At 63.3% G+C, this 23,501-nt stretch carries 19 protein-coding genes; 8 read left to right on the forward strand and 11 right to left on the reverse strand.

What is annotated here, in order from left to right:
* The first annotated feature begins 75 nt into the window (after window positions 1-75).
* A complete protein-coding gene (locus KZJ38_RS14585) occupies window positions 76-1,971 on the forward strand; it encodes a glycosyl transferase family 1 (RefSeq protein WP_219796662.1) in 1,896 nt (631 codons plus the stop codon).
* A gap of 195 nt (window positions 1,972-2,166) precedes the next feature.
* Here the strand turns inward: KZJ38_RS14585 and KZJ38_RS14590 are convergent, their stop codons facing one another.
* The 5 genes from KZJ38_RS14590 to KZJ38_RS14610 all read right to left on the reverse strand — a co-directional run bounded on the left by KZJ38_RS14590 (window position 2,167) and on the right by KZJ38_RS14610 (window position 5,726).
* A complete protein-coding gene (locus KZJ38_RS14590; RefSeq protein WP_219796663.1) occupies window positions 2,167-2,397 on the reverse strand; it encodes a hypothetical protein in 231 nt (76 codons plus the stop codon).
* A 213-nt stretch (window positions 2,398-2,610) separates the two neighbouring features.
* Window positions 2,611-3,267 (reverse strand): hypothetical protein, encoded by a 657-nt coding sequence (locus tag KZJ38_RS14595; RefSeq protein ID WP_219796665.1) that lies wholly within the window; start codon window positions 3,265-3,267, stop codon window positions 2,611-2,613.
* 152 nt (window positions 3,268-3,419) lie between these two features.
* The gene (locus KZJ38_RS14600; RefSeq protein WP_219796667.1) at window positions 3,420-4,187 is read right to left on the reverse strand and encodes an amino acid ABC transporter ATP-binding protein; all 768 of its coding nucleotides are present in this window, start codon (window positions 4,185-4,187) and stop codon (window positions 3,420-3,422) included.
* Window positions 4,187-4,864, reverse strand: a complete 678-nt coding sequence (locus tag KZJ38_RS14605; protein WP_219796669.1) for an amino acid ABC transporter permease — start codon at window positions 4,862-4,864, stop codon at window positions 4,187-4,189. The genes KZJ38_RS14600 and KZJ38_RS14605 overlap by 1 nt, the downstream gene beginning before the upstream one ends.
* Window positions 4,865-4,946: 82 nt before the next feature.
* On the reverse strand, window positions 4,947-5,726 hold the full coding sequence (locus KZJ38_RS14610) for an amino acid ABC transporter substrate-binding protein (protein ID WP_219796671.1): 780 nt from the start codon (window positions 5,724-5,726) through the stop codon (window positions 4,947-4,949).
* Between the two features lie 312 nt (window positions 5,727-6,038).
* Between KZJ38_RS14610 and KZJ38_RS14615 the strand changes: the two genes are divergently transcribed.
* On the forward strand, window positions 6,039-6,905 hold the full coding sequence (locus KZJ38_RS14615) for an alpha/beta fold hydrolase (protein ID WP_219796673.1): 867 nt from the start codon (window positions 6,039-6,041) through the stop codon (window positions 6,903-6,905).
* A 94-nt stretch (window positions 6,906-6,999) separates the two neighbouring features.
* Here the strand turns inward: KZJ38_RS14615 and KZJ38_RS14620 are convergent, their stop codons facing one another.
* From KZJ38_RS14620 to KZJ38_RS14630, 3 genes are all read right to left on the reverse strand, one after another.
* Window positions 7,000-7,314, reverse strand: coding sequence for a HigA family addiction module antitoxin (locus KZJ38_RS14620; protein WP_219796675.1), 315 nt, complete (start codon window positions 7,312-7,314; stop codon window positions 7,000-7,002).
* Between the two features lie 71 nt (window positions 7,315-7,385).
* Complete coding sequence (locus KZJ38_RS14625; RefSeq protein WP_219796677.1) at window positions 7,386-7,664, reverse strand: type II toxin-antitoxin system RelE/ParE family toxin; 279 nt, start codon at window positions 7,662-7,664, stop codon at window positions 7,386-7,388.
* Between the two features lie 506 nt (window positions 7,665-8,170).
* Window positions 8,171-8,875 (reverse strand): glutathione S-transferase N-terminal domain-containing protein, encoded by a 705-nt coding sequence (locus KZJ38_RS14630; RefSeq protein WP_219796678.1) that lies wholly within the window; start codon window positions 8,873-8,875, stop codon window positions 8,171-8,173.
* A gap of 389 nt (window positions 8,876-9,264) precedes the next feature.
* Here KZJ38_RS14630 and KZJ38_RS14635 point away from each other — a divergent pair, with 389 nt between their 5' ends.
* The 4 genes from KZJ38_RS14635 to KZJ38_RS14650 are packed head-to-tail and all read left to right on the forward strand — an operon-like array spanning window position 9,265 to window position 13,707.
* Window positions 9,265-11,640, forward strand: a complete 2,376-nt coding sequence (locus KZJ38_RS14635; protein ID WP_219796680.1) for a TonB-dependent receptor — start codon at window positions 9,265-9,267, stop codon at window positions 11,638-11,640.
* Between the two features lie 27 nt (window positions 11,641-11,667).
* Complete coding sequence (locus tag KZJ38_RS14640) at window positions 11,668-12,390, forward strand: MotA/TolQ/ExbB proton channel family protein (RefSeq protein ID WP_219796682.1); 723 nt, start codon at window positions 11,668-11,670, stop codon at window positions 12,388-12,390.
* Window positions 12,387-12,788, forward strand: coding sequence for an ExbD/TolR family protein (locus KZJ38_RS14645; protein ID WP_219796684.1), 402 nt, complete (start codon window positions 12,387-12,389; stop codon window positions 12,786-12,788). Before KZJ38_RS14640 ends, KZJ38_RS14645 begins: the two co-directional genes overlap by 4 nt.
* Window positions 12,789-12,801: 13 nt before the next feature.
* Window positions 12,802-13,707, forward strand: coding sequence for an energy transducer TonB (locus KZJ38_RS14650; RefSeq protein ID WP_246641480.1), 906 nt, complete (start codon window positions 12,802-12,804; stop codon window positions 13,705-13,707).
* Between the two features lie 134 nt (window positions 13,708-13,841).
* Here the strand turns inward: KZJ38_RS14650 and uvrA are convergent, their stop codons facing one another.
* Window positions 13,842-19,772, reverse strand: a complete 5,931-nt coding sequence (gene uvrA, locus KZJ38_RS14655; RefSeq protein ID WP_219796685.1) for an excinuclease ABC subunit UvrA — start codon at window positions 19,770-19,772, stop codon at window positions 13,842-13,844.
* A gap of 876 nt (window positions 19,773-20,648) precedes the next feature.
* On the opposite strand from uvrA, the gene KZJ38_RS14660 reads away from it, so the two are divergent.
* Together KZJ38_RS14660 and KZJ38_RS14665 are read left to right on the forward strand one after the other, a co-directional pair.
* The gene (locus KZJ38_RS14660) at window positions 20,649-20,930 is read left to right on the forward strand and encodes a DUF3303 domain-containing protein (protein WP_219796687.1); all 282 of its coding nucleotides are present in this window, start codon (window positions 20,649-20,651) and stop codon (window positions 20,928-20,930) included.
* A 113-nt stretch (window positions 20,931-21,043) separates the two neighbouring features.
* Window positions 21,044-21,289 (forward strand): hypothetical protein, encoded by a 246-nt coding sequence (locus KZJ38_RS14665; RefSeq protein WP_219796689.1) that lies wholly within the window; start codon window positions 21,044-21,046, stop codon window positions 21,287-21,289.
* Window positions 21,290-21,371: 82 nt separating this feature from the next.
* On the opposite strand, the gene KZJ38_RS14670 is transcribed toward KZJ38_RS14665, so the two are convergent.
* Window positions 21,372-22,286 (reverse strand): ABC transporter ATP-binding protein, encoded by a 915-nt coding sequence (locus tag KZJ38_RS14670; protein ID WP_219796691.1) that lies wholly within the window; start codon window positions 22,284-22,286, stop codon window positions 21,372-21,374.
* Window positions 22,287-22,347: 61 nt separating this feature from the next.
* A complete protein-coding gene (locus tag KZJ38_RS14675; RefSeq protein WP_219796693.1) occupies window positions 22,348-23,451 on the reverse strand; it encodes an ABC transporter permease in 1,104 nt (367 codons plus the stop codon).
* Between the last annotated feature and the right edge of the window lie 50 nt (window positions 23,452-23,501).

Raw genomic sequence — 23,501 nt, forward strand, 5'->3', positions numbered from 1 at the left:
GGCGCACGCCGATTTAATACGGTTTCCTGATCGTCTTTCCATACAATTGGCGTTTCGCATTTTTATAAGACGTTCATGCACACCTCCTTCCTGCTCGATCATTTCGAGAACCTGGTCTATACGCGCAAGCACGATGAGGCCGTCGAGCAATTGGCAACGTTGCTTGCCCTGCTCCAGCAAAAGCGCGGCGAACTGGATGGCGATTTCGGTGCATCCGGCATTGCGGAGCTGCCGCCCGAAGCGCAGCGGGAACGTTTTTTCCTGCGCGCGACGGCTGCGCTTACGACACTTTTCGCCGATCCGGACTTTCGTCCCGGTGCCGCAGTCTTCAGTACGCTGATGTCGATGCACGCGTGGATTGGTGCGCTGTTCGCCGCCACGCCGCTCGGCCACACCGATCACATCGTGCGCTGTCTTCGCCCGGAGCCGGTCGGCGACCCGTCTTTTGAAACCGCGCAAGGTTCATTGGAAAAGCTGTGTCTGCTCTATTCGGGCGAATCGGATCTGACGCTCGAGCTGAGCGATATCTGGGCACGCAAGCCGTCCGTTGCCGCGAGTCTTGCGTTGGCGCTGCTGTCCGCTGAGTTTCATGGATCCGTAAGCGCACACGGCAAACGCGAGACCTTGCTCGAATGGCTGCCGGGCAGGCTCGCGCAGATCGGCGACCTCGATGCGCTACCGACCGGCGTCCTGCACAACGCCTACATGTATTGCAGCTATGCCGATACGCCGCGCCGTCATGCGATCAAGGCGGACATCAATGTGCTCGTGCGGCGCAAGCTCGATGAACTGGGTCTTTACGACCTGGAATGTTTCGCCACTAAGCCGGCGTGCGGCGCCGCCCGCACCACGCGACACAAGCGCAAGAAAAAGCCGCTAATGATCGTCGTGCTCGAGTGGTTCGGCAGCGCGCATTCGATCTACCGGACTCACTCGCGCACGCTTGCTGCTGCGCGGGCCCATTTCGAAGTGGTCGGATTCGGCTTCGGCTATGCGGTCGACGAAACCGGCCGTGCGCTGTTCGATCGGTTTATCGAACTGGAGGAGCCGGACTATATCGGGGAGTGCCTGAAGACGGTGCGCGACTTCGCACAAGCGGAAGAAGCCGATGTGCTCTATATGCCGAGCGTCGGCATGTTCGCGCTGACCATTTTCATGTCGAATTTGCGCGTGACGCCGCTGCAGATCGCGGCGCTTGGTCATCCGGCGACCACGCATTCGGAACGGATCGACTATGTGAGCGTCGAGGAAGACTATGTCGGCGACCCGGCCTGCTTCAGCGAAAAGCTGCTGACGTTGCCGCGCGACGGTCAACCGTACGTCGCATCGAGTGCGCTGCCGCCGATTGCGCCCGCCGTGCCGGCGCGGCGCGACACGCTAGAGATTGTCGTCACAGCGAGCCAGATGAAGCTCAATCCGCGATTCTTCGACGCCTGCCGTCAGATTCAGCAGCGCGCTCGAACGCCCGTGCAATTTCATCTGATGACGGGTGTGCGGCACGGCCTGCAACTCGAGCATATGCGCCGCGTTATCGCGCTCGCGCTGCCTGGCGCGAGCGTGCACGGCTTTCACGCCTATGCGGACTATCTCGCGCGGATTCATCACGCCGATATGTTCCTGAGCCCGTTCCCGTTCGGCAATACGAACGGCATCGTCGATGCGCTCACGCTCGGTGTGCCGGGCGTCTGCATGATGGGACAGGAAGTGTTCGAGCGCATCGACGGCGCGCTCTTCGCGCGTGCGGGCATGCCGCCGTGGACGATCACCGCATCTATCGAAGACTACGTGAACGCTGCCGTCAGGATGATCGATAGGCACGGCGAGCGCGAAGCGCTGCGCGCGCGGCTGATTGAAACGAAAGCGGTCGAACGGTTCTTCGAAGGCGATCCGTTGGTGTTCGGCGAGCGCGTGTTGCGATTGGTGGAAGCGCGTCGGGTGGAAGCGCTGCGGGCCGAAGCGCTGCCGGGTTGATGCGCTGCCGGTGGAAGCACTGCGGGTAGAAGCACTGCAGGTGGAAGCGCCCCGGGTTGAAGCGCTGCCGGTGGAAGCGCCCTCGGTTGAAGCGCTGCCGGTGGAAGCACTGCAGACAGGCGCTCGCGCTGGCGGGACGAGCGAAGCGCTAACGTAGCGAGCAGCGAGCGCGACGCTGCGTGGCCTGGCGCTGCGCTATCCATTGCCGCGCGCCAGCACCTTTTCAAGCGCCATCGATCTCGCCGCCTCTTCAGCCGCCGCGGCCGTGTTGAATACGGAGCCGGACACATGCACCTGGTGCCATTCCGGCTCGTCCGACGCATCGCGGAAAATCCGGAAGCGTGCACAGAAGCCATGCGGCTTGACGGGCACGACGTCGATGTCGACCGATGCGCCTTCTATCTGGTGTCTGATGTAGCCATCCATGCTGACCTCCTGCTTCGCGACACAGGAAATCGTAGCACCGGACGGCGCGCGTGCACGCAAACCATGCCGATACGCATGTTGCGATGCGATAGGGACGGGTGGTGATGAACGGAACGGAGTGTCGGTTGTCGAGTGCGGCTTGGCGAGTGCTTTACGACTGCTACGAGGCGGTTGAGTCGGTTGGGCTCGTCCTGGTCCCGTCACTCGGTCCCATTACTGGGTCGATTGACCCTTATCGTCATCGGTATGACTGACGAATCTTCCCGGCGAGAGCCATCGAAACGACGTCAGACTCAGGCCGTCGAATCGGCATTCGATCGCGGCCGGAATGGCGAGCTTGACCGGCTTCTTCGACGCTCGCGTCGCCTTCTGAGTGGCCTCCGGCGTTTCGTCCTGCGTGGATGCGAACGTCGGGGCAAGAACGCCAGCCATGCCTGTCGATGCGGATGTCGACATCGGAGTGGAAGGTTGCGTCTCCGCCGACGTCTGCGGTGCGGCCTCGGTTACCGCCCTTGGTGCCGAAGCAGTTGACCGCGCTGCGGCCGCTGCCGAAGGCTTCGAGGTATTGGCGGCAGGCTCGGACTCGGAGACCGCTGAAGCATCCGACGCCGGGGGCCTCGCCCATGCCGCCGTGATCGCCGCCACCGACGAAGCCGGCACCGTGCTCTCGAACGCACCTTCGACCACCACGCGGGTGCCGTGAATACCGGCGCCCGTATGGCTGATCTTCAACGTTTCCGACGCCGCGCGATCGGCGGCCGCGCTACGCATCGTGTCTGCGCAGGTCGCGGAATTCTTGTAGACGGTGCAACCGGCGAACAGCGCAAGCGCCGCAGCAGACGAAACAAGGGTGAAAACGCGGGTGTTCATAACTCGTCCGTTCTTGATCTGCCGGGCATTGTAGCCTGGAGCCGGCCGGACATCCGGTACGGGGGCGCGATGCGGCGGCGCATGGCTGTTGCTCGCGCCGACCGGTGGTTGGTCGCTTAGTTGGGCGCTCAGTCAGCTGCTTAGACCGCCGCTCAATTCGCCCACGCGTCGGGCAAGCTCTGCGTCAACGTCGAGACGAAGTTTGCCGTTTCCTTCTCGCGCGGCCGCGTGAAGATGTCGCGCGACGGGCCCTGTTCGACGACTACACCGTTGCTCAGAAACAGCACATCGCGCGAAATCGATGCGGCAAGGCGCAGATCATGCGTGGCCATCAGCATCGTCATCCCTTCCTGCGCGAGCTGACGCAGCACTTCGACCACTTCCCCCGCAAGACCGGGATCGAGCGCCGATGTCGGCTCATCGCACAACAACACGTCGGGCGACGGCGCGAGCGCGCGAGCAATTGCGACGCGCTGCTGCTGACCGCCCGATAGCGTGGTCGGCCACGCGTCCGCCTTGTGGGCGATGCCGACTTTCGCGAGCAGTTCCTGCGCCCGCGCACGCGCGCGTTCGACGTCCCATTTCTGCACCGTCACGAGCCCTTCCATCACGTTCTCGAGCACAGTCCGGTGCGGAAACAGCTGGAAGTTCTGGAACACCATGCCAGTGCGGCGGCGAATCTCCAGCACCGTGTCGCGCGGCGGCTTCGTCGTGCGGCTGAATTCGACGCGCAGTTCGCCCAGCTCGAGCGTGCCTGCCTCCGGAATTTCGAGCAGGTTCACACAGCGCAGTAAAGTGCTTTTGCCGCTGCCCGAGGGGCCAATCAGCGCCGTGACGCTGCCCGGTTCGAGCGCGAGGTCGACGGCGGAGAGCACACGATGGCTGCCGAAGTACTTGTCGATTTTCTCGAGACGAATCATCAGCTGCTCGACTGGAAAAGCGCATGCCGCGCGAACCTGCGTTCGAGCCGCACTTGCGCGGAAGACAGCACGGAGCTGAACACCAGGTAAATCAGCGCGGCTTCCGTATAAAGGATCAGCGGCTCATAGGTGACCGATGCGATCCGTTGTGCAGCCTGGAAGATCTCCGGCACCGTCAGCACGGCCGCGAGCGACGTATCTTTGACAAGCGAGATAAACGAGTTCGAGAGCGGCGGCAGCGCAACGCGCGCCGCCTGCGGCAGAATCACGCGCCACAATGCCTGGCCACGCGTCATACCGATCGAATACGACGCTTCCCACTGCCCTTTCGGAATCGACTCGATGACGCCGCGGATCACTTCCGAATTGTACGCGCCGACATTGAGCGAAAAGCCGATGATCGCCGCGGTCAACGGATCGAGCACGATGCCGACGTTCGGCAAACCGTAGAAGATCACGAACAGTTGCACGAGCAGCGGCGACCCGCGGATCAGCCACACGTAAAAGCGCACGATGGCGACCGCCCACGGCGGCCCGAACAGGCGCACCAACGCGACGATAAACGCGAGCGCCAGCCCGAGCGCGAACGAGATAAGCGTCAGCGGCACGGTGAAGACGAGGCCCGCGTACAGGAGGGGCCACAAGGACTGCCCCATCAGTTGCAGCCAGGCAGGCATGATCAGGCTCGCGTGATTCGTGTTGTTAATCGGGCTTCAATGCGGGGGGCTCCAATGCAGCGCAGCGCGTGCACAGTCGCGCTCATTGCGAGACGTCTTTGCCGAAGTATTTATCGGAAATCTTCGCGTACGTGCCGTCCGCCTTCATATCGTGCAGCGCCTTGTCGATGGCCGCTTTCAATTCAGGGTTGCCCTTGCGAATCAGCACGGCGGATTTGTCGCTCTGGTCACTCGTGTCGATCGCGGCAATCTTCACCTTCGCGTCCGGCTTGTGCTTCTTGAAGTCGAGGAACGACAGCGAATCGTTGACGGTCGCATCGACGCGTCCCGACGTCAGCAGGTCGATCGACTCGTTGAAGCCTTGCACCGGCACCACTTCCGCACCATGCGCCGCCGCGAGCTTGCCGAAGTTGCTCGTCAGCGTGTTGGCCGACTTCTTGCCCTTCAGGTCGTCGAACGACTTGATCGTCGTGTTGTCCGAACGGACGATCAGCGCTGCGTGCGACACGATATACGGGTCGGAGAAGTCATATTTGGCCTTGCGCGCATCGGTAATCGCCACTTCGTTGATCACGGCGTCGTAGCGGTTCACGTCGAGGCCGGCAATCAGGCCGTCCCACTTTCCTTCGATGAACTCGGGCTTCACGCCCAGACGCTTCGCGATTTCGCGGCCGATCTCGACATCGAAGCCCGTCAGTTGCCCGGACGCGTCGTGAAACGAGAACGGCGCATAGGTGCCTTCTGTACCAATCTTGAACACGCCGGCGGATTTGACCTGCGCGAGGCCGTCCGCTGCGAAGGCGGCGGTTGCGGTCGCAACCTGCAGCAGGCCGATGAGCAGAAGAGATCGAATCGACTTCATGAGTGAGCTCCGTAGATTGTTTTATCCGTCAAGGCGATGCCTGCAGCATCAAGCATGCCGCAGAGTGCGCGGACTGTAGCAAACGGCTTATATTTCAGCAACGCATTTCGCGCTTTAACTATATGCGGTGGCGGAATAAGCTAGACCGAAACCGCGCATTTGGCAATGCGCACGTCTACGGGGCAAACCGCGTCGCGCGGCGGATTGCACGCCGGGTTGCGCGTCCTTAAAGACGCGCATGGCGGAATGCCGTGACAGGTAAGATGAGACGCTGGAGCCCGAAAAACGCCGCCCGCGAAGGCCTCAGACGCAATGCACAGCCCACCGAACCCCGATTCCACCGCCGCTGCACGCCGCCACCCGGCGGAGTCTGCCAGCGCATTTGCGGCACTGCCCGCCCGCGCGGGGCGGGCGGCGCTCTCGATCGAGTACCGGTGGCTGAACCCGCATCTGCGCGAAGCGCCGCTTGCCGTGTTCCTGCACGAAGGGCTCGGCTCGGTCGCAATGTGGAAGGACTGGCCGCTGTCGCTGTGCGATCGCCTCGGCATGCGTGGCCTCATCTACTCGCGGCCCGGCTATGGATGTTCAACGCCACGCCCGCATGACACGCCCCTTCCGTTCGACTACCTGTCGACGCAGGCGCACGATGTATTGCCCGCGCTGCTTGACGGTCTGAATGTCGCCGCGCATGAACGCGAGCGCATGTGGATCGTCGGCCATAGCGACGGCGGCTCGATTGCACTGCTCTATGCAAGCGCATGTCCGAATGCGCTCGCGGGCGCCGTGGTAATTGCGCCGCATATTTTCGTCGAAGACCTGTCGGTTGCGGGTGTGGCGGAGACGACGATTGCCTATAAGCAAAAAGACCTGCGCGACAAGCTCGCCCGTTACCATGCGGATGTCGACTCGGCCTTCTATGGCTGGAGCGATATCTGGCTGAGCCCCGCGTTCAGAACATGGAACATCGTTGATCAGTTGCACGCGATTCGGTGCCCGTTACTCGCCGTGCAAGGCCACGACGATCACTACGCGACGATGGTGCAAATCGAGGGAATTGCCGACAAGGTACCGCACGCGCGGCTCGTCAAGCTCGATCACTGCGGGCATTCGCCGCACATTGAAGCGCCGCAGGCGCTTGACGACGCGATTGCGGCGTTCGTCGCGGCGTCGACACCCTGACGCCATTCGCCTTGCTAACGGCATCGCGGCAACACATCGCAACGACGCCATACCTCAGGCATTCCTCACTGCGGCATGGCGTACTGCATGTGCATCAGGCGGCGGCGGGCTCGGGCATCGGCGCCGGCTTGACCTTCTTCGGCGCATGCTTACGCGCCTGCCACAGATCGTAGTCGACCTGCAGCGCGAGCCACAAATCGGCGCGACCGCCGCGATCGACGCCAAGCCATGCTTCGATGCGCAACGCCATTTCCGGCGTGACACTGGCGCGCTCGTTCAACACCCGCGACAGCATCACACGCGACACACCCAACTGGCTTGCGGCCTCCGTCACGCTCAACTGCAGCGCGGGCAACACATCCTCGCGCAAGATCGTGCCAGGATGCGGAGGATTAAACATCTTAGCCATAGAACCTCTCCAGGAAAACTAATACAACACTTTCTAAACCAGGAAGCAAACCCGAGAAAGACACGTACACCTTAGTGATAATCCTCGTAGTCGACGAGCTCCGCATGACCTTCGTCGAATTCGAACGTCAACCGCCAGTTACCGTTGACCTGAACCGACCAGCAGTCTTTCCGCTTGCCCCGCAACGCATGCCACCCCCAGCCGAACTGGTTCATGTCGGCTGGCAATTTGGCGTTGTTCAACACGCCAAGCTGACGGCTCAATTTCTGTGCGTGGCACGCCTGAATACCCTTTTCGCAACCCGTCAGAAAAAAACGTTCGAGGCCTTTGTGCTTGAATGATTGGATCATCTTCGATTTCCCGGACCGCGCCTGCCTCACGGCGTTGTCACATCCCCGCACGAACACCACTATAGACTGTAAAGCGACGATTTACAATCGTACGGAATGAGGCAGATTCATTCCGCGCCGCCGTACACGTCGCCCACGTGTCGAAGCGTCGAGCCTCGACATCAACTACTCGCGACGGAATACGGCAAGCGATGTCTTACTGCGACGCCTTTTCTCCGCGATTCAATGAGAAAAGCGGACAGGCGAGCACAGCAATCACGCGATGACACCGCGATCGATACGGGTACCTAATTAACGGGATAAGACGATCGCAGAAAGGGACGACCGCCTGTACCGCAGCGGTCTATCTTCTTAGAGCGCGGCATCCGCCGCAATATGCCGTTTGGCCAGTTTTTGTCGGGTTTTTTGGCGCTCGGGGTTAAGCTCGCGAAGAGGTGTGCGAGGGTATGCGAGCGACGCGGCGCACTGGCCGATCAGGCCGCGCGCTCGGGAGTCGAACTCGCGATTCAATCCGGCTGCGGAATATTCAATCCGCGCGCAACGGCAGGACGCACAACGAATGCATCGAGCGCACGCGTAACCTCGGTAAAGTCCGTGATGCCAACCAGTTCGCCCGCTTCGTAGAAGCCGGTCAGATTGCGCACCCATGGAAAAACAGCGATGTCGGCGATCGTGAAGGCATCGCCCATGATCCATTCGCGGCCCGTAAGCCGCTCGTTAAGCACATCGAGCAACCGCCGCGCTTCAGTGACATACCGGTCACGCGGCCGCTTGTCTTCATAGTCTTTGCCGGCAAACTTGTTGAAGAACCCGACTTGTCCGAACATCGGCCCAATACCTCCCATCTGGAACATCAGCCACTGAATCGTTTCGTAGCGGCCAGCGGGCTTTTGCGGAATGAACTGGCCGGTCTTGTCCGCGAGATAGACAAGGATCGCGCCTGACTCGAACAACGCGAGCGGAGCGCCTTCCGGCCCGTTTGGATCGATGATGGCCGGGATCTTTGCGTTCGGATTGACCGATCGAAATTCACGCGACTTCTGATCGCCGCTGTCGAAGCTCACGCGATGCGGCTCATACGGCAAACCGGTCTCTTCGAGCATGATCGAGATCTTCACGCCATTTGGCGTGGGTAGCGAATACAGCTGAATCCGGTCGGGGTGCCGGGCGGGCCACCGGGTTGTGATCGGGAACGCGGAAAGATCGGCCATCGAGTGTCTCCTTGTGGGCGGGCGAATCGGTATTAGCGCGCTTGCGCGCCGTCCGGCATCACGCCATGTAATGAGTGACGATTTTATTCGAGCGTTGCATGCGTCGCACCGAGCCGTCAACACACCCCCATCAAACCATCCCTGTCAATCCACCCTCCATCAACACATCCGTCACGCGGCCTCTCGTAAATATTTAATGCGGCGTTGAAATGTTATGTTATATCATTCGCACGCTGCGCCTGGATGGATGCATGCATGAGCCGGGGTCACCGGCCGCGATGACTGGCGCGCATCGACGGAAGTCCGCTGCCTGATGACCACAGGCGAAGGGCCACGCGCCCGGCGCGGAACCAGAAAAAAAGATCAACAACTCAAATCACTTGTCCGGAATGAAATCTCGCACACACATTGCGCAAGCCGCCGTGCTGCTGTTCACGGCATTTGCAGGCAGTCAGACATGGGCGGCCGACGCGGCCACGAACGGCGCCACGCGCGCGGCCACCACACTGAGCGGCACAGTTGAAGATGCGAACGGCAAGCCGATCGCCAATGCGCAGGTGAGCTTGAAAACCTCGAGCGGCGGCGACGCCGGCCATGCCAATACCGATGCCAAGGGCCAGTTCGAGCTGAACGATGTCGCGCCCGGCGCATACGCGGTCGCCGTTACCGCGACGGGCTTCGAGGCAACCACGAAGCTCGCCGATACGACAAACGGAACCGCGGCGCCGCTCGCGCTCAAGCTGAAGAAGGACGACACGCTCGATGTGAACGTCTACGCGAAGCGCCTCGATCAGGCACGCAACGGGCTCTCGCCGGAAACCGGCAGCAGCATTTACCGCATCACGAACGCCGACATCCAGGCGATGCCGTTAGGCGAAAACACGCCGTTGAATCAGGTGCTGCTGCAGGCACCCGGCGTCGCTAACGACTCATTTGGCCAGGTGCACGTGCGCGGCGATCACGCTGATCTGCAATACCGGATCAACGGCATCCAGATTCCGGAGCCAATCAGCGGCTTCGGTCAATCGCTCGATACGCGCATCATCGATCAGGTCAATCTGCTGACGGGCGCCCTGCCCGCGCAATACGGCAACCGCACGGCCGGTATCGTCGATATCCATACGAAGAACGGCGACGCCGGCGACGGCGGCTCGATCGACGTATTCGGCGGCAGCCATCAGACGCTGCGCACGAGCGCCGACGTGTATGGCAGCAAGGGCGACTTCAGCTACTTCTTCACCGGCTCGCTCGGCGTGAACAACCTCGGCATCGAGGCGCCGACCGCGAGTCCTTCGCCGATTCACGATCACACGCGCCAGGGCGACGCGTTCGGCTACATGTCGTATCTGATCAACCCGTTGACGCGCGTCTCCGTGATGCTCGGCACCGCGGCCAACCAGTTCGAGATTCCGAACACGCCGGGCCTGCCGCAGGTGTTCACGCTGGCCGGCACGCCGACGTTCAACTCGGCGAATCTGAACGAGACGCAGTCGGAGCTCAACAACTTCGCGGTCGTTGCGCTGCAGGGCACGAACGGCGGCGACTTCGACTATCAGGTCGCGCTGTCCACACGCTATACGCGCACGCAGTTCAACCCGGATCCGGTCGGCGATCTGATCTTCAATGGTGTCGCGTCGAACGACTTCCACAACGACACCGCAAACTCGCTGCAGGCCGACACGACATGGCGCCTCAACAGCAAGCACACGCTGCGCGGTGGTATCCAACTGACGCAGGAACATGCCCAGTTCAGCGACACGGTGTCGGTATTTCCGACCGACGCCGACGGCAATCAGGCATCGGACGTGCCGATGACGCTGCAGGATTCGAGCAGCAAGACCGGCTACCTCTACAGCGCGTATCTGCAGGACGAGTGGAAGATCACGCAGAAGCTGACGTTGAACTACGGCTTGCGCTACGACGGCATGAACGAGTTCGTGACCGCGCATCAGTTGAGCCCGCGCATCGGGGCCGTCTACCAGCTGACACCGGCGACGACGGTGCATGCCGGTTACGCGCGCTACTTCACGCCGCCGTCGTTCGAGCTCGTGTCGAGCGGCACCATCGGCCGCTTCGCCGGCACGACGAACGCGCCCGAAGTCACGCAAAACGACCCTGTGCAGCCCGAGCGCGACGACTACTACGACGTCGGCGTGACGCAGCGTCTCGGTTCGGATGTGACGATCGGGCTCGATGCGTACTACAAGAAGGCGCACAACCTGCTCGACGAAGGTCAGTTCGGCACCGCGCTGATCTTCGCGCCGTTCAACTATCAGTACGGGCGCGTCTACGGTGTCGAATTCACCGCGAACTACAAGCACGAGAACATCTCCGCGTACCTGAACGTGGCGTATAGCCGCGCGCAGGGCAAGAACATCGACTCGGCGCAGTTCAACTTCGGCGCCGACGAACTCGCGTTCATTTCGAATCACTTCGTGTTTCTCGATCACGACCAGCGTGTGACCGCGTCGTTCGGCGGCTCGTACACATGGCACACGACCACGTTTACCGCGGACGGCACGGTCGGCAGCGGTTTGCGCTCGGGCTTTGCTAACACCGAAAAGCTGCCGCTCTATGCGCAGATCAATCTCGGCGTGATCGAGCACATCAATGCGCCGTTAGTCGGCAAGGTCGACGTGCGCGGAGCGGTCGTGAACGCGTTCGGCCGCGTCTACGAGCTGCGCGACGGTTCTGGCATTGGCGTCGGCGCGCCGCAATTTGGTCCGTATCGCGCGTTCTATGCGGGCGTCACGAAGTATTTCTAATCGCGTCAGACTCTCGAGGAAGGTTCGATGCAAGACTGGACAGGTATCGTGGAAGCAGCACGCGTCGCGGGGTGGATCATCTACCCGCTCACGCTGCTTGCGCTCGCCGCGCTTTTTATCATCCTCGACCGGCTGTATGTGTTCTGGCGCTTCGCGCGCGTGCCCGATATTGCGTCGTACGGCGGCGATATCAGCGCGCTGCTCGCGACGCTTGCGCCGCAACACGCGTTGCGCCGGCTTCTGACGCCGCTCGTCGGCGAGTTCACAAAGCCTGTCTGGTGGATCGAGGAACGCGCGAGTGCCCTCGCGCTCGATGTGCAGCGCGAGATCTCGCGCGGTCTGTGGGTGCTCGAGACGATCGTCACAGCGGCGCCGCTCGTCGGCCTGCTCGGGACGATCGTCGGCATGATGCACGCGTTCCGGCTGATCGGCGGCGACGGGCTCGTCAATCCGACCGGCGTAACCGGCGGCGTCGCGCAGGCGCTCGTGGCAACGGCGCTTGGCCTTGTGATCGCGCTCGTCGCGCTGTTCGCGTTCAACTACTTTTCGCGCCGCATCGACCGGCTCGTCGAGGAACTCGAGACCTTCACGAGCGCGTGGCTGGCCGATATCAGGCTTGCGCGTGAGCACGCTTCCGCTTCGTCCGCCGCCGACTCTGCCGCTTCAGCGCCGGTGTCCACGGCTACCGCGGCATCAGGCGCTGCCGCGGTCAGGATGGGCGCGTCCAGAACGGTCGGCGCGAAGCCATGAAACTGCGGCGTTCACGCACCGCGAAACGCGGACGCATCGAGATCATTCCGATGATCGACGTGATGTTTTTTCTGCTCGTGACGTTCATGCTGACGTCGCTGTCGATGCAGCGGCTCGACGCGATCCGGCTGACGCTGCCGCAAGGGCATGCGGAGGCGCTCGCGAGCGATCAGCCGCTCACGCTTGCGATCGCGCGCGACGGACACATCGAGATCAACCGGCAGCGCGTGACGCTCGACCAGATCGCGGCGACGATCAGGCGGCTCGTCGGTCCGCAAGGCAACGTCGTGATCGCGGCAGATGAAGCGGCCGCGAACGGGATCGTCGTTCAGGCAATGCTGCGCGCACGCGAAGGCGGCGCCGAGCATTTTCTCGTGGCCGTTCAGCGTGATCAGTAAGGTGACTGCCGGGGTGGCCGATAAGCGTGGCAAGCGTGGTCGCACGGATAGCGTGTTCGATGCGCGTGGGCCGCGGGCGCTCGTATGCGTGTTTGCCGCGGTTGCGATCTGGATGGGGTTTTCTGTCGGATTCGTGCGCGGGCTATGGGATGCCGGCGATAAAACGAATGTGACGAAGCCGGCTGCGCTCGATGTACGGCTCGTGCGCTTGCCGCCGCCTGAGCCGGCGCAGGCGCCTCAGGCGACACAACCGTCGCAGCGGACGAGCGCGCGGGCGGGTGAGCCGGCGGCCCGCGTACTGCCCACACCGGAGGCACCCGCCACGCAGACAAAGCCTGCGCGAACGACGCGTCACAGCGTTGCGCCGACGACTCCGCCGCAAACACACGACGTGCCGCGCCCCGCTGCGGTGCCGGTTACTACGCCTGCTATACCGCCCGTCGTCGAAGGCAACGAGCGTACTCGGCCTACGGCGCTGCCAGCACCGTCGACGCCGTCGGATGCGGCAACCACAAACGCCGCGCCGCAGGCCACCGCGGCGCCAGCGGCATCCGCACACCAGAACGCGCCCCAACCCAATGGCCCTGTAACGTCGGCAACATCATCAGCACCGGCAAACTCCACAACCGAAGGCACGTCGACAAGCGCCGGCAACGGTCCTGCACACGTGATCCTGCAACCGTTGCCATCTTTGCCCGACGATTTGCGCGAAGACGCGTTTCAAGCCGTCGCGACCGCGCGCTTTTCAGTGCATCGCGACGGCTCGGTCGACGTCGAACTGATCAAACCGACGCATAACCCGAGGCTCAATCAGTTACTGCTCGACGCGCTCAAGAAGTGGCGGTTCTTCCCGGCGATGAAAAACGGCGCGGCAGTAGAAAGCACGCAGGACATCCGCGTGCATTTCAATGTCGATTAAACGCGCGGTGTGAGTGCGTCCGCGCGCGTCTGCATATCGCACCGTTCGCCCGTGGCCGGCTGATCTCTCACCATTCGCCACTCCCCCCGTGCGTAGCAGCCGCGGCGACAGCGGGGCAAATCCATCAAGCCCCATCACGCCGCCCCAACCTGCCCCGCTTCGACCGATTCCCGCAGCACCGCGCCACCTCGCGCCAGCACCGGCGCGAGCGCCTGCCCCGTATGGCTTGCCCGCACCTTGACGAGCCCTTCGGGGTCCGTCGCCGCCACAATCGTCCCACCGCCGACACCACCTTCCGGACCGAGATCGATAATCCAGTCCGCCTCAGCGATCACATCGAGATCGTGCTCGATCACGACCACGCTATGCCCGCCATCGGCGAGCCGGTGCAGCACGCGAATCAGCTTCGCGACATCGGCCATATGCAGGCCAACCGTCGGTTCGTCGAGCACATACAGCGTATGCGGCGCCTTCTGGCCGCGCCGCGTGATGTCGTCGCGCACCTTCGAGAGTTCGGTGACGAGCTTGATACGCTGCGCCTCGCCGCCCGATAGCGTCGGCGACGGCTGGCCGAGCGTCAGGTAGCCGAGCCCAACATCCTTCATCAGTTGCAGCGGATGCGCGATGTTCGACATCGATGCGAAGAATTCGACTGCTTCGTCGATCTCCATCGTCAGCACGTCGCCGATGTTCTTGCCGCGCCATGTGACCGCCAACGTCTCCGGATTGAAGCGCTGGCCGTGACAAACGTCGCACGGCACCTTCACGTCCGGCAGGAAGCTCATGCCGATCGTGCGCACGCCCTGCCCTTCGCACGCGGGGCAGCGGCCGTCGCCGGTGTTGAACGAAAAGCGCGAGGCGGTGTAGCCGCGCGCACGCGCTTCGAGCGTATCGGCAAAAAGCCGCCGGATCGTGTCCCATACGCCGATATAGGTGGCCGGACACGAACGCGGCGTCTTGCCGATCGGCGTCTGATCGACTTCGAGCACGCGATCGATCGCTTCCCAACCGGTGATCGATTCACAACCCTGCCACGCGTGCGTGACGTTCAGCGCCGGCCGCGGCGCGCTGCGCGCGAGCACGCTCGCACGCCGGTTCGTCTGCGGCTCGTCCGCCTGCGCGGCCTTGCGCGCACGACGCGTGGCCGGCGACGACAGCACCGAGCGGCCGACCGCATCGAGCAGGTTGGTCATCAGCACATCGCGCGCGAGCGTGGACTTGCCGGAGCCGCTCACGCCCGTCACCGCGACGAGGCGTCCGAGCGGAATGCCGACCGTCACGCCGCGCAGGTTGTGCAGCTTGCCGCCATGCACGGTGAGCCATTGCTCGGGCACCGCGGCCGTGGCCGCGCGCTTGCCCGATGCCGCAGCCGGAGCCACGACGGGCCGCCGCGCCTGCAGCGGATGCGGAATCGGCTGGGCGAGAAAACGGCCGGTCAGCGAATCGGGCCGCGCCGAAAGATCGCTCACGCCGCCTTGCGCCACCAAAGTACCGCCACGCTTGCCCGCGCCCGGCCCGATATCGATGATGTGATCCGCGCGCCGGATCGTATCTTCATCGTGTTCGACGACAACCAGCGTATTGCCCTTGTCGCCGAGCTTGCGCAGCGCGTTCAGCAGAATCTGGTTGTCGCGCGGATGCAGGCCGATAGTCGGTTCGTCGAGCACATAGCAGACGCCCTGCAGGTTGCTGCCCAGTTGCGCGGCAAGACGGATCCGCTGCGCTTCCCCGCCCGACAGACTCGGCGCCGCGCGATCGAGACTCAGATAGCCGAGCCCGACTTCCTCGAGAAACTGCAGCCGGCTCGCAATCTCGCTGACGACGTCGCGCGCGATCTCCGCCTCGCGCCCCTTGAGTCGCAGCCCATCGATCCAGCGCCGCGTATCCGACACCGTCCACTGCGCGACATCGACGATCGGCTGCGCGTCGAACGTCACCGCGCGCGCCGTCGGGTTCAGCCGCGTGCCATGGCAATCCGGACACGGTTCGTCGCCGACACCTTCGGGCTCCTGCTCGTCGGACGGCAGCGTCTGCTCGCGGCCACGGTTGTCGTCGACGAGCACCGTGTCGTCGTAAGCGGCGCGCTGCTCGCGCGTCAGCGCAAGCCCGGTGCCGACGCAAGTCGTACACCAACCGTGCTTGCTGTTGTACGAGAACATGCGCGGATCGAGTTCGGGGTAACTGGTGCCGCACACCGGGCAGGCGCGTTTGGTCGACAGCACCTTGATCTCGCCGACTCGCGCCGTGCCGCCGTTGCCCATCGCCCGCTGCAATCCGTCGAGCGGCGCGAGCAGATGCATCACGCCCTTGCCCGCTTCGAGTGTCTGTTCGAGCAGACGCCGCAGTTCCGCCTCGTTATCGGCCGACACAACGAGATCGCCGACCGGCAGTTCGATCGTATGTTCGCGGAAGCGATCGAGCTTCGGCCACGGGTCGACCGGCACGAACTCGCCGTCGACGCGCAAGTGCGTATTGCCGCGCGCCTTCGCCCACTTCGCGAGGTCGGTATAAACGCCCTTGCGGTTCACGACGAGCGGCGCCAGCATGCCGACGTGCTGCCCCTTGTGATCGCGCAGCAATTGCGCCGCAATCGACTCGATGCTTTGCGAGGTGACCGGCGTGCCATCGTGAATGCAATGCTGCAAACCGAGCTTCACATACAGCAGACGCAGGAAGTGCCAAACCTCGGACGTGGTCGCGACGGTGCTTTTGCGGCCGCCGCGCGAGAGCCGCTGCTCGATCGCGACAGTCGGCGGAATGCCATACACCGCGTCCACTTCAGGGCGCCCCGCCGGTTGCACGATCGAGCGCGCGTAGGCGTTCAGCGATTCGAGGTAACGGCGCTGCCCCTCGTGGAACAGGATGTCGAACGCGAGCGTCGATTTTCCGGAGCCCGACACGCCGGTAATCACATTGAAGCGCCCATGCGGAATATCGACGTCGAGCGCCTTCAAATTGTGCTCGCGCGCATTGACGATACGCACGACGTCCTCGCCCTCGACCGCTCGGCGCGCGCGTGCGGCGGCGAGCGTCGCCTGCAGCGGCACGCCTTCGGTTGCCGCTTCGGCCGGCTCGATCGCGCGCCCCATCGCCGCGTCGTACTGCACGAGCGCCGCGCCCGTGTGCGAGCCCGCGCATTGTTTCACGTCTTCCGGCGTACCCGCGCACAGCACGAGGCCGCCGCCGTCCCCGCCCTCGGGGCCGAGATCGATCAGCCAGTCGGCCGCGCGAATCACATCGAGGTTGTGCTCGATTACGATCAGCGAGTGGCCGCCCGCGAGCAGCTTGCCGAAGGCCTGCATCAGCTTCGCGATATCGTCGAAATGCAGGCCCGTGGTCGGCTCGTCGAACATGAAAAGACGCTTCGCGCCCGTGTCCTTTTTATTGCGTGCGCTGCCCGACTGCGCGGTTTCCGCGAGAAAGCCCGCCAGCTTCAGACGCTGCGCTTCACCGCCCGACAGGGTCGGCACCGGCTGGCCGAGCTTCACGTATTCAAGGCCGACGTCGACGATCGGCTGTAATACACGTAGCACTTCGGCATCAGCGGAGAAGAACTCGACCGCTTCGTTGACCGTCAGCTCGAGCACATCGGCCACGCTCAACGCGCGCGCGCCGCGCTCGATCTTCACTTCGAGGATCTCGGGCCGGTAACGCCGGCCATCGCAATCGGGACAACGCAGATAAACGTCGCTCAGGAACTGCATTTCGATATGCTCGAAGCCCGAGCCGCCGCAGGTCGGGCAACGGCCGTCGCCCGAGTTGAAGCTGAACACGCCCGCTCCATAACCGCGCTGTGCGGCGAGCGGCGCCTTCGCGAACAGCTTGCGGATCTCGTCGAACGCGCCGACGTAGCTGGCCGGATTCGAACGCGTGGTCTTGCCGATCGGCGATTGATCGACGAACACCGCGTCGCTGATCTGCTCCGCGCCCGACAGGGAACGATGCGCGCCCGGCGTTTCGGTCGCCTTGCCGAGATAGCGCGCGAGCGCCGGATACAGCACGTCCTGCACGAGGGTCGACTTGCCGGAGCCCGACACGCCCGTCACGCAGACAAGCCGCTGCAACGGTATTTCCACATCGACGTCGCGCAGATTGTGCTCGCGCGCGCCTTCGAGCACGATGCGCGGCGTGCTCGCATCAACGGGCCGGCGCGACCAGTGCGCGGCATCGGCCACGTGCTTGCGGCCACCGAGGTACTCGCCGGTCAGCGTGCCGGCTGAACGGATGGCCTGCGGCGCACCATCGAAAATAATCGAACCACCACGCTCGCCGGGCCCCGGGCCCATATCGATCAGGCGGTCCGCCGCGAGCATCACCGACGGATCGTGCTCGACCACGACGAGCGTATTGCCTGCGTCGCGCAAGCGCTGCATCGCTTCGACGATGCGATTGAGGTCGCGCGGATGCAGGCCGATGCTCGGCTCGTCGAGCACGAACAAGGTCTTGGTGAGCGATGTGCCGAGCGCCGTGGTCAGGTTGATCCGCTGCACTTCGCCGCCGGACAGCGTGCGGCTTTGCCGGTCGAGCGTCAGGTAGCCGAGGCCGACGTCGCACAGGTATTTGAGACGCGTGCGCACTTCGGCGAGCAGCAGCTTCAGGGCATCGTCGAGCAGCGCGCTCGGCAGCGTGATTTCGTCGAAGAAACGGCGAATGCGCTCGATCGGCAGCAGCATCAGGTCGTGCACCGTGAGGCCCGGCAGCGCCTCGAGCTGTGCGCGCGTCCAGGTGGCGCCGCGCGGCATGAAACGCTGCGCCGGGTCGAGCACGGCGTCGGCATTCGGCTTCGTGCCGAGCCGCCACAACAACGATTCGAGCTTCAGACGCGCGCCGCCGCAGGTCTCGCACGGTGTGTAGCTGCGGTACTTCGACAGCAGCACGCGGATGTGCATCTTGTACGCCTTCGATTCGAGATACCCGAAAAAGCGTTTGACGCCGTACCACTGACGCTGCCACTCGCCGTCCCAGTCCGGCGAGCCGTTGATGACCCAGTCGCGCTCTTCATCAGTGAGCTCGGACCAGCGCGTGTCGCGGCGGATATTCGCCTTCGCCGCATAGCGCATCAGATCGTCCTGGCACTCTTTCCAGGCGGGCGTCTGCATCGGCTTGATCGCGCCGCCGCGCAGCGTCTTGCGTTCGTCGGGAATCACGAGGCCGAGATCGACGCCGATCACGCGGCCAAAACCGCGGCAGGTGTCGCACGCGCCGTACGCGGAATTGAACGAGAACAGCGCCGGCTGCGGATCCGCGTAGCGCAGGTCGCTATCGGGATTGTGCAGGCCGGTGGAGAAGCGCCAGATTTGCGGCGCCGGCGCTTCAGCCGCGCCGCCGTTCGCCTCCTGTGCCTCCTTCGCTTCGTTCAGCACATAGATGCTCACGCGGCCGCCGCCGCGCTTGAGCGACGCTTCGATCGCTTCGACGACGCGTGCTTTGTCGACCTGATGCAAGCGAAACCGGTCCGCGACGACATCGAGCACCTTGCGCGGTCCCGTCGCCGACTCGACCTCGCGCTGAGCCTGCACGCGCGTATAGCCGCTCGCGGACAACCATTGCTCGACTTCCGTCTCGCTCGCGCTTTCCGGCAGTTCGACCGGAAACGTGACGACGACGCGCGGATCGTCGCCTTCCGTGCGCGCGGCAAGTTCGGCGTAGATCGTTTCCGGCGTATCGTGCCGCACCTGCTGCGCGGTCTTGCGGTCGAACAGTTCCGCCGCGCGCGCGTACAGCAGCTTCAGGTGGTCGTTCAGCTCGGTCATCGTGCCGACCGTCGAGCGCGAGCTGCGCACGGGATTCGTCTGATCGATCGCAATGGCCGGCGGCACGCCGTCGACGCGATCGACCTGCGGCCGGTCCATCCGATCGAGGAACTGGCGCGCGTAGGCGCTAAAGGTTTCGACGTAGCGGCGCTGGCCTTCGGCGTACAGCGTGTCGAATACGAGGCTCGACTTGCCCGACCCGGACGGCCCGGTCACGACCGTCATCTCTCCGGTGCGCAGGTCGAGGTCGACGTTTTTGAGGTTGTGCTGACGGGCTCCGCGAATGCGGATCGTTGTTCCGTGAGATGCCAATTTGCTATCCGTGCAGTGAGCAGTGAGCGTCAGGTGAGCGTCCGATCGTCAGCAAGTGAGGGTCCAGAATCCTCAATTGACCCTCAGTCAACCCTCAGTCAACCCTCAGTTGACCTTCAGGCAACCCTCAGCCGACCTTCAGCGACGCTTGAAACAGACGAAGCAGTGAATGTACGCCTGATCGGCGAAGCCGGTTGGCGCGCCGGAAAAGCGAAATGCGACGGATACTATACTGTATGTTTATACAGTTTTCCACGCCCGCCGTTGCTGCCAGGGCGCGCGCCAAACCGCATCGAAAATTGCCTGAGCAAGAAAAAACCCGGCGGAGAGCCGGGTTCTGAAGGTCGCTGCCGGCCCGTTGCAAGCCGGATAGCAGCCAGTACCGCCGCCATCTTTACCTTTCGGCAGCCGACGGAGAGTCGACGATGGTCTTCGTTCACCACCCCCCGGTAGTTCACGAAAGCGGTCGCCAAGGGCGGGCATCGAGCCCGCGACTTGCGCGGCGCGTATCAATGTAGAAGCGAACTCTTAACCGAACCTTAAAGCGCACACCTGACGATTCCGAATGCAACATGCGATTTGCGTCGCAAAAAATCGGGGCTTTATCAGCAAAACTGGCGCGCGAGGGTTTCGTCAGTGGTTTGATCGACGGCTGAGCGGGCGAGCACAATCACGCGCGCGCCTGCCTATCATGCTTAAAGCGATGGACACAGAGACGCGTTGAGCGCCTCGCGGCCGGCGCGACCGCGGATTACCCAAGACGCACGCCGCGATCGATGTCGGGGCGCCGGTGCGCCGTGGCGGGAAGCGCCGCGGCGTGCGCGGCGGTGACGGCAGCCGCGTGCCGGCATCGCCCGTATCGAGAGGAGATCTGCGATGAAATTCCTCGTTCAATGGAACGGCCCGCCGGCCGCTCAACAGCCCGCAATCGAACGCTTCATGAAAACGCGCGGATTGCCGCCGGACGGCATCAAGCTGCTCGGCCGCTGGCATACGATCGGCGAGCTTTCAGGCTGTGCGATCGCCGAATCGGACGACACTGCGGCGATGGCCGCATGGATGATCGAATGGGGCGACGTGTTTTCGTTCAAGGTCACGCCGGCGATCACCGATGATGAACTCGGCGCCGCGCTGGCAGCCGCGCAGCAGGCAAAATAATCAACAGGGCGGCGCGCAGCAGCGCCGCCGCCGCACTGCCCGCACTGCCCGCATTGCCCGCATTCCTCGGCATTGCTTCGATTCAGCCGGCAGAAAGGGACCGGAGGACATCCATGCAGAACCCTGCCCTGTTTCACGTACTGCTCGACCATCTCGAGGCGATCGGCGCGCCGCCGCCCGATATCGAGCGTTACGTCGACCGCTGGCACCGGCTCAGGTCGCACGAAGCGTTTCCGTGCCCGGTCTGCTTTCTGGCCGGCGAAGAGCAGCCGCTCGTCCTGCATGCGGCGCGGGATGAAATCATGCCAGTCGAATGCCCGGGTTGCGGGACACGCTTCGAAGTGCCGATTGAGGACTAAAAGCGAGCACTAAATGCGGAAGACTAAAGGCTGAAGACTAGAAGCGGAGAACTAAAAGCAGAAGACCAAAGATCAGCCGCAGTCATTCAACGTTGTCCGATACATCGGTCATCCGAATCATATGCGGCTTCACGCCGTCGTCTTCCGCGTCGCCCGCGGCCACCGGCGGATGAATCAGCGCTTCGAGCCGCGCCTTCGTCGCGATAAATTCGGCGGACATCGATTGCGCGTAGTCGCGGGGCCGCGGCACCGGCACTTCGATCAGCTCCTGCACTTCGCCGGGGTTGGCCTTCAGCACGAGAATCCGGTCCGCGAGAAAGATCGCTTCGTCGAGATCGTGCGTGATGAACAGCACGGTCACATCGATGTTGCGCCAGATATCGAGCAGATGCGTCTGCATTTTCGCGCGCGTTTGCGCATCGAGTGCGCCGAACGGCTCGTCCATCAGCAGAATGCGCGGCCGGTTCGCCAGTGCGCGCGCGATCGCGACGCGCTGTTTCATGCCGCCCGACAGCTGGTGCGGATACACGTCGGCGAATTTCGTGAGACCGACGAGATCGAGCCATTGCAGTGCCTCGCGCTCGGCCTGCGTACGGCCGAGCCCGTTCATCTTCAGGCCGAACATCACATTCTTCTTGACCGTAAGCCACGGAAACAGCGTGTAGCCCTGGAACACCATGCCACGGTCGGCGCCGGGCCCGTCGACGGGCTTTCCATCGATCAGCACGTCACCGCTCGTTTGCCGCTCGAGGCCGGCAAGAATGCGGATCAAGGTCGACTTGCCGCAGCCCGACGGCCCGATCACACAAACGAACTCGCGCCGGTGCGTCTGGAAGTTGATATTGTCGAGCGCGACATGCTCGCCGTGCGCCGTCGGGAAACGCTTGCCGAGATCGCGCACGTCGAGAATCACTTCGCGCGCCTTGAGACGCTCGAAACGCGTGCGCACTGCCTCGGACTGCAGCAGGTAGGACGGAACCGGTTGCGGATTCAACATGATTGACACCTGTGACGAAGCATTGGAACGGACACCTTGCGACACTGATCAAGCCTTGCCGTTACGCTTTGAGCGTGCGGTCCCACGGAAACAGCTTGCGGCCGAAATACGCGAGCACGATGTCCGTGCCGAGCCCGATAATGCCGATCATCATGATCGCCGCGTACACGTTGTCGAAGTGTTCGTAGCGTGCCTGCTGGGTGATGTACCACGTGATGCCCGAACTCGTGCCGACCAGTTCCGCGACAATCAGATAGGTCCACGCCCAACCGAGCAGAATGCGCTGATCGCGATACAGGTCCGGCAGGATGCCCGGAATCACCACATGCGTGAGCAGCTTCAGCTTCTTTGTGCCGAGCGTCATCGCGGCTTCGAAGAGCGCGTAGTCGAGCTTGCGGGTCGTGTTCGCCACAATCAGCACCTGCTGGAAGAACGTGCCGATCACGATGATTGCGATTTTCGGCCCGTCATAGATGCCGAGCACCGCGACCATCAGCGCGCCGAACGCGGGTGCCGGCAGATAGCGGAAGAACTCGATAAACGGCTCCTGCAGCCGCGCGAGCGCGCTATACGTGCCGCACACGATGCCAAGCGGCACGCCGATCGCCGACGAGATCACGAAGCCCCAGAAAATCACCTGGATGCTGTGCCATAGGCTTTCGTGCAGCCACGGGCCGTCGCGCGATGCGGGCGGCGTCGTGAATGCCGTGTAGAACGCGCGCAGCACTTCATGCGGCGCCGGCAGATAGACGGGATTCACCGCGATGCCCGTCGGCAGGGCAGCATGTTTCGCGCGCGCGGTTTGCAGTTCGTCGTTGAAGGTCGCCTTGTCGATGCGCATGCCCGGCTGAAAATAGTCGACGCTGCCGGGGTTCTCGATCAGCATCTGCGGATGCCAGACGAACGGCACATAGCTGACGATGCACCAGACCAGAAGCGGCAGCACAAACGAGCCGATGCCGAGCGTCCAGCGGCTTTTCGTCGACAGTTCGCGGCGCACCGCGAACCAGTCGGTGCCGGAGCGGCGCTTGGTAGCTGAGCTGGCAACTGAGCTGCCACCCCGCTTTGCAGCTGAGGCCGCAACCGACGTTGCGGCGGCGTGTGCATCGGCGCTTGCAACCGCGCTCGCATTATTGGGTGCGGCGGCATGTGCATCGGCTGTCATCCGATTCTCCTTGCGGGGCTCGATGGATTGATCCGGTTCGAGCGAGGAAG

The organism is Paraburkholderia edwinii (assembly GCF_019428685.1).
Taxonomy (GTDB): domain Bacteria; phylum Pseudomonadota; class Gammaproteobacteria; order Burkholderiales; family Burkholderiaceae; genus Paraburkholderia; species Paraburkholderia edwinii.

Coding starts and splice junctions, on each gene's coding strand:
- KZJ38_RS14675 (WP_219796693.1), bottom strand. CDS start 23,451: ATGACAGCCGATGCACATGCCGCCGCACCCAATAATGCGAGCGCGGTT.
- KZJ38_RS14605 (WP_219796669.1), bottom strand. CDS start 4,864: ATGCCTGCCTGGCTGCAACTGATGGGGCAGTCCTTGTGGCCCCTCCTG.
- KZJ38_RS14610 (WP_219796671.1), bottom strand. CDS start 5,726: ATGAAGTCGATTCGATCTCTTCTGCTCATCGGCCTGCTGCAGGTTGCG.
- KZJ38_RS14600 (WP_219796667.1), bottom strand. CDS start 4,187: ATGATTCGTCTCGAGAAAATCGACAAGTACTTCGGCAGCCATCGTGTG.
- KZJ38_RS14665 (WP_219796689.1), top strand. CDS start 21,044: ATGCAGAACCCTGCCCTGTTTCACGTACTGCTCGACCATCTCGAGGCG.
- KZJ38_RS14615 (WP_219796673.1), top strand. CDS start 6,039: ATGCACAGCCCACCGAACCCCGATTCCACCGCCGCTGCACGCCGCCAC.
- KZJ38_RS14635 (WP_219796680.1), top strand. CDS start 9,265: ATGAAATCTCGCACACACATTGCGCAAGCCGCCGTGCTGCTGTTCACG.
- KZJ38_RS14590 (WP_219796663.1), bottom strand. CDS start 2,397: ATGGATGGCTACATCAGACACCAGATAGAAGGCGCATCGGTCGACATC.
- KZJ38_RS14640 (WP_219796682.1), top strand. CDS start 11,668: ATGCAAGACTGGACAGGTATCGTGGAAGCAGCACGCGTCGCGGGGTGG.
- KZJ38_RS14585 (WP_219796662.1), top strand. CDS start 76: ATGCACACCTCCTTCCTGCTCGATCATTTCGAGAACCTGGTCTATACG.
- KZJ38_RS14630 (WP_219796678.1), bottom strand. CDS start 8,875: ATGGCCGATCTTTCCGCGTTCCCGATCACAACCCGGTGGCCCGCCCGG.
- KZJ38_RS14645 (WP_219796684.1), top strand. CDS start 12,387: ATGAAACTGCGGCGTTCACGCACCGCGAAACGCGGACGCATCGAGATC.
- KZJ38_RS14625 (WP_219796677.1), bottom strand. CDS start 7,664: ATGATCCAATCATTCAAGCACAAAGGCCTCGAACGTTTTTTTCTGACG.
- KZJ38_RS14620 (WP_219796675.1), bottom strand. CDS start 7,314: ATGGCTAAGATGTTTAATCCTCCGCATCCTGGCACGATCTTGCGCGAG.
- KZJ38_RS14595 (WP_219796665.1), bottom strand. CDS start 3,267: ATGAACACCCGCGTTTTCACCCTTGTTTCGTCTGCTGCGGCGCTTGCG.
- KZJ38_RS14670 (WP_219796691.1), bottom strand. CDS start 22,286: ATGTTGAATCCGCAACCGGTTCCGTCCTACCTGCTGCAGTCCGAGGCA.
- KZJ38_RS14660 (WP_219796687.1), top strand. CDS start 20,649: ATGAAATTCCTCGTTCAATGGAACGGCCCGCCGGCCGCTCAACAGCCC.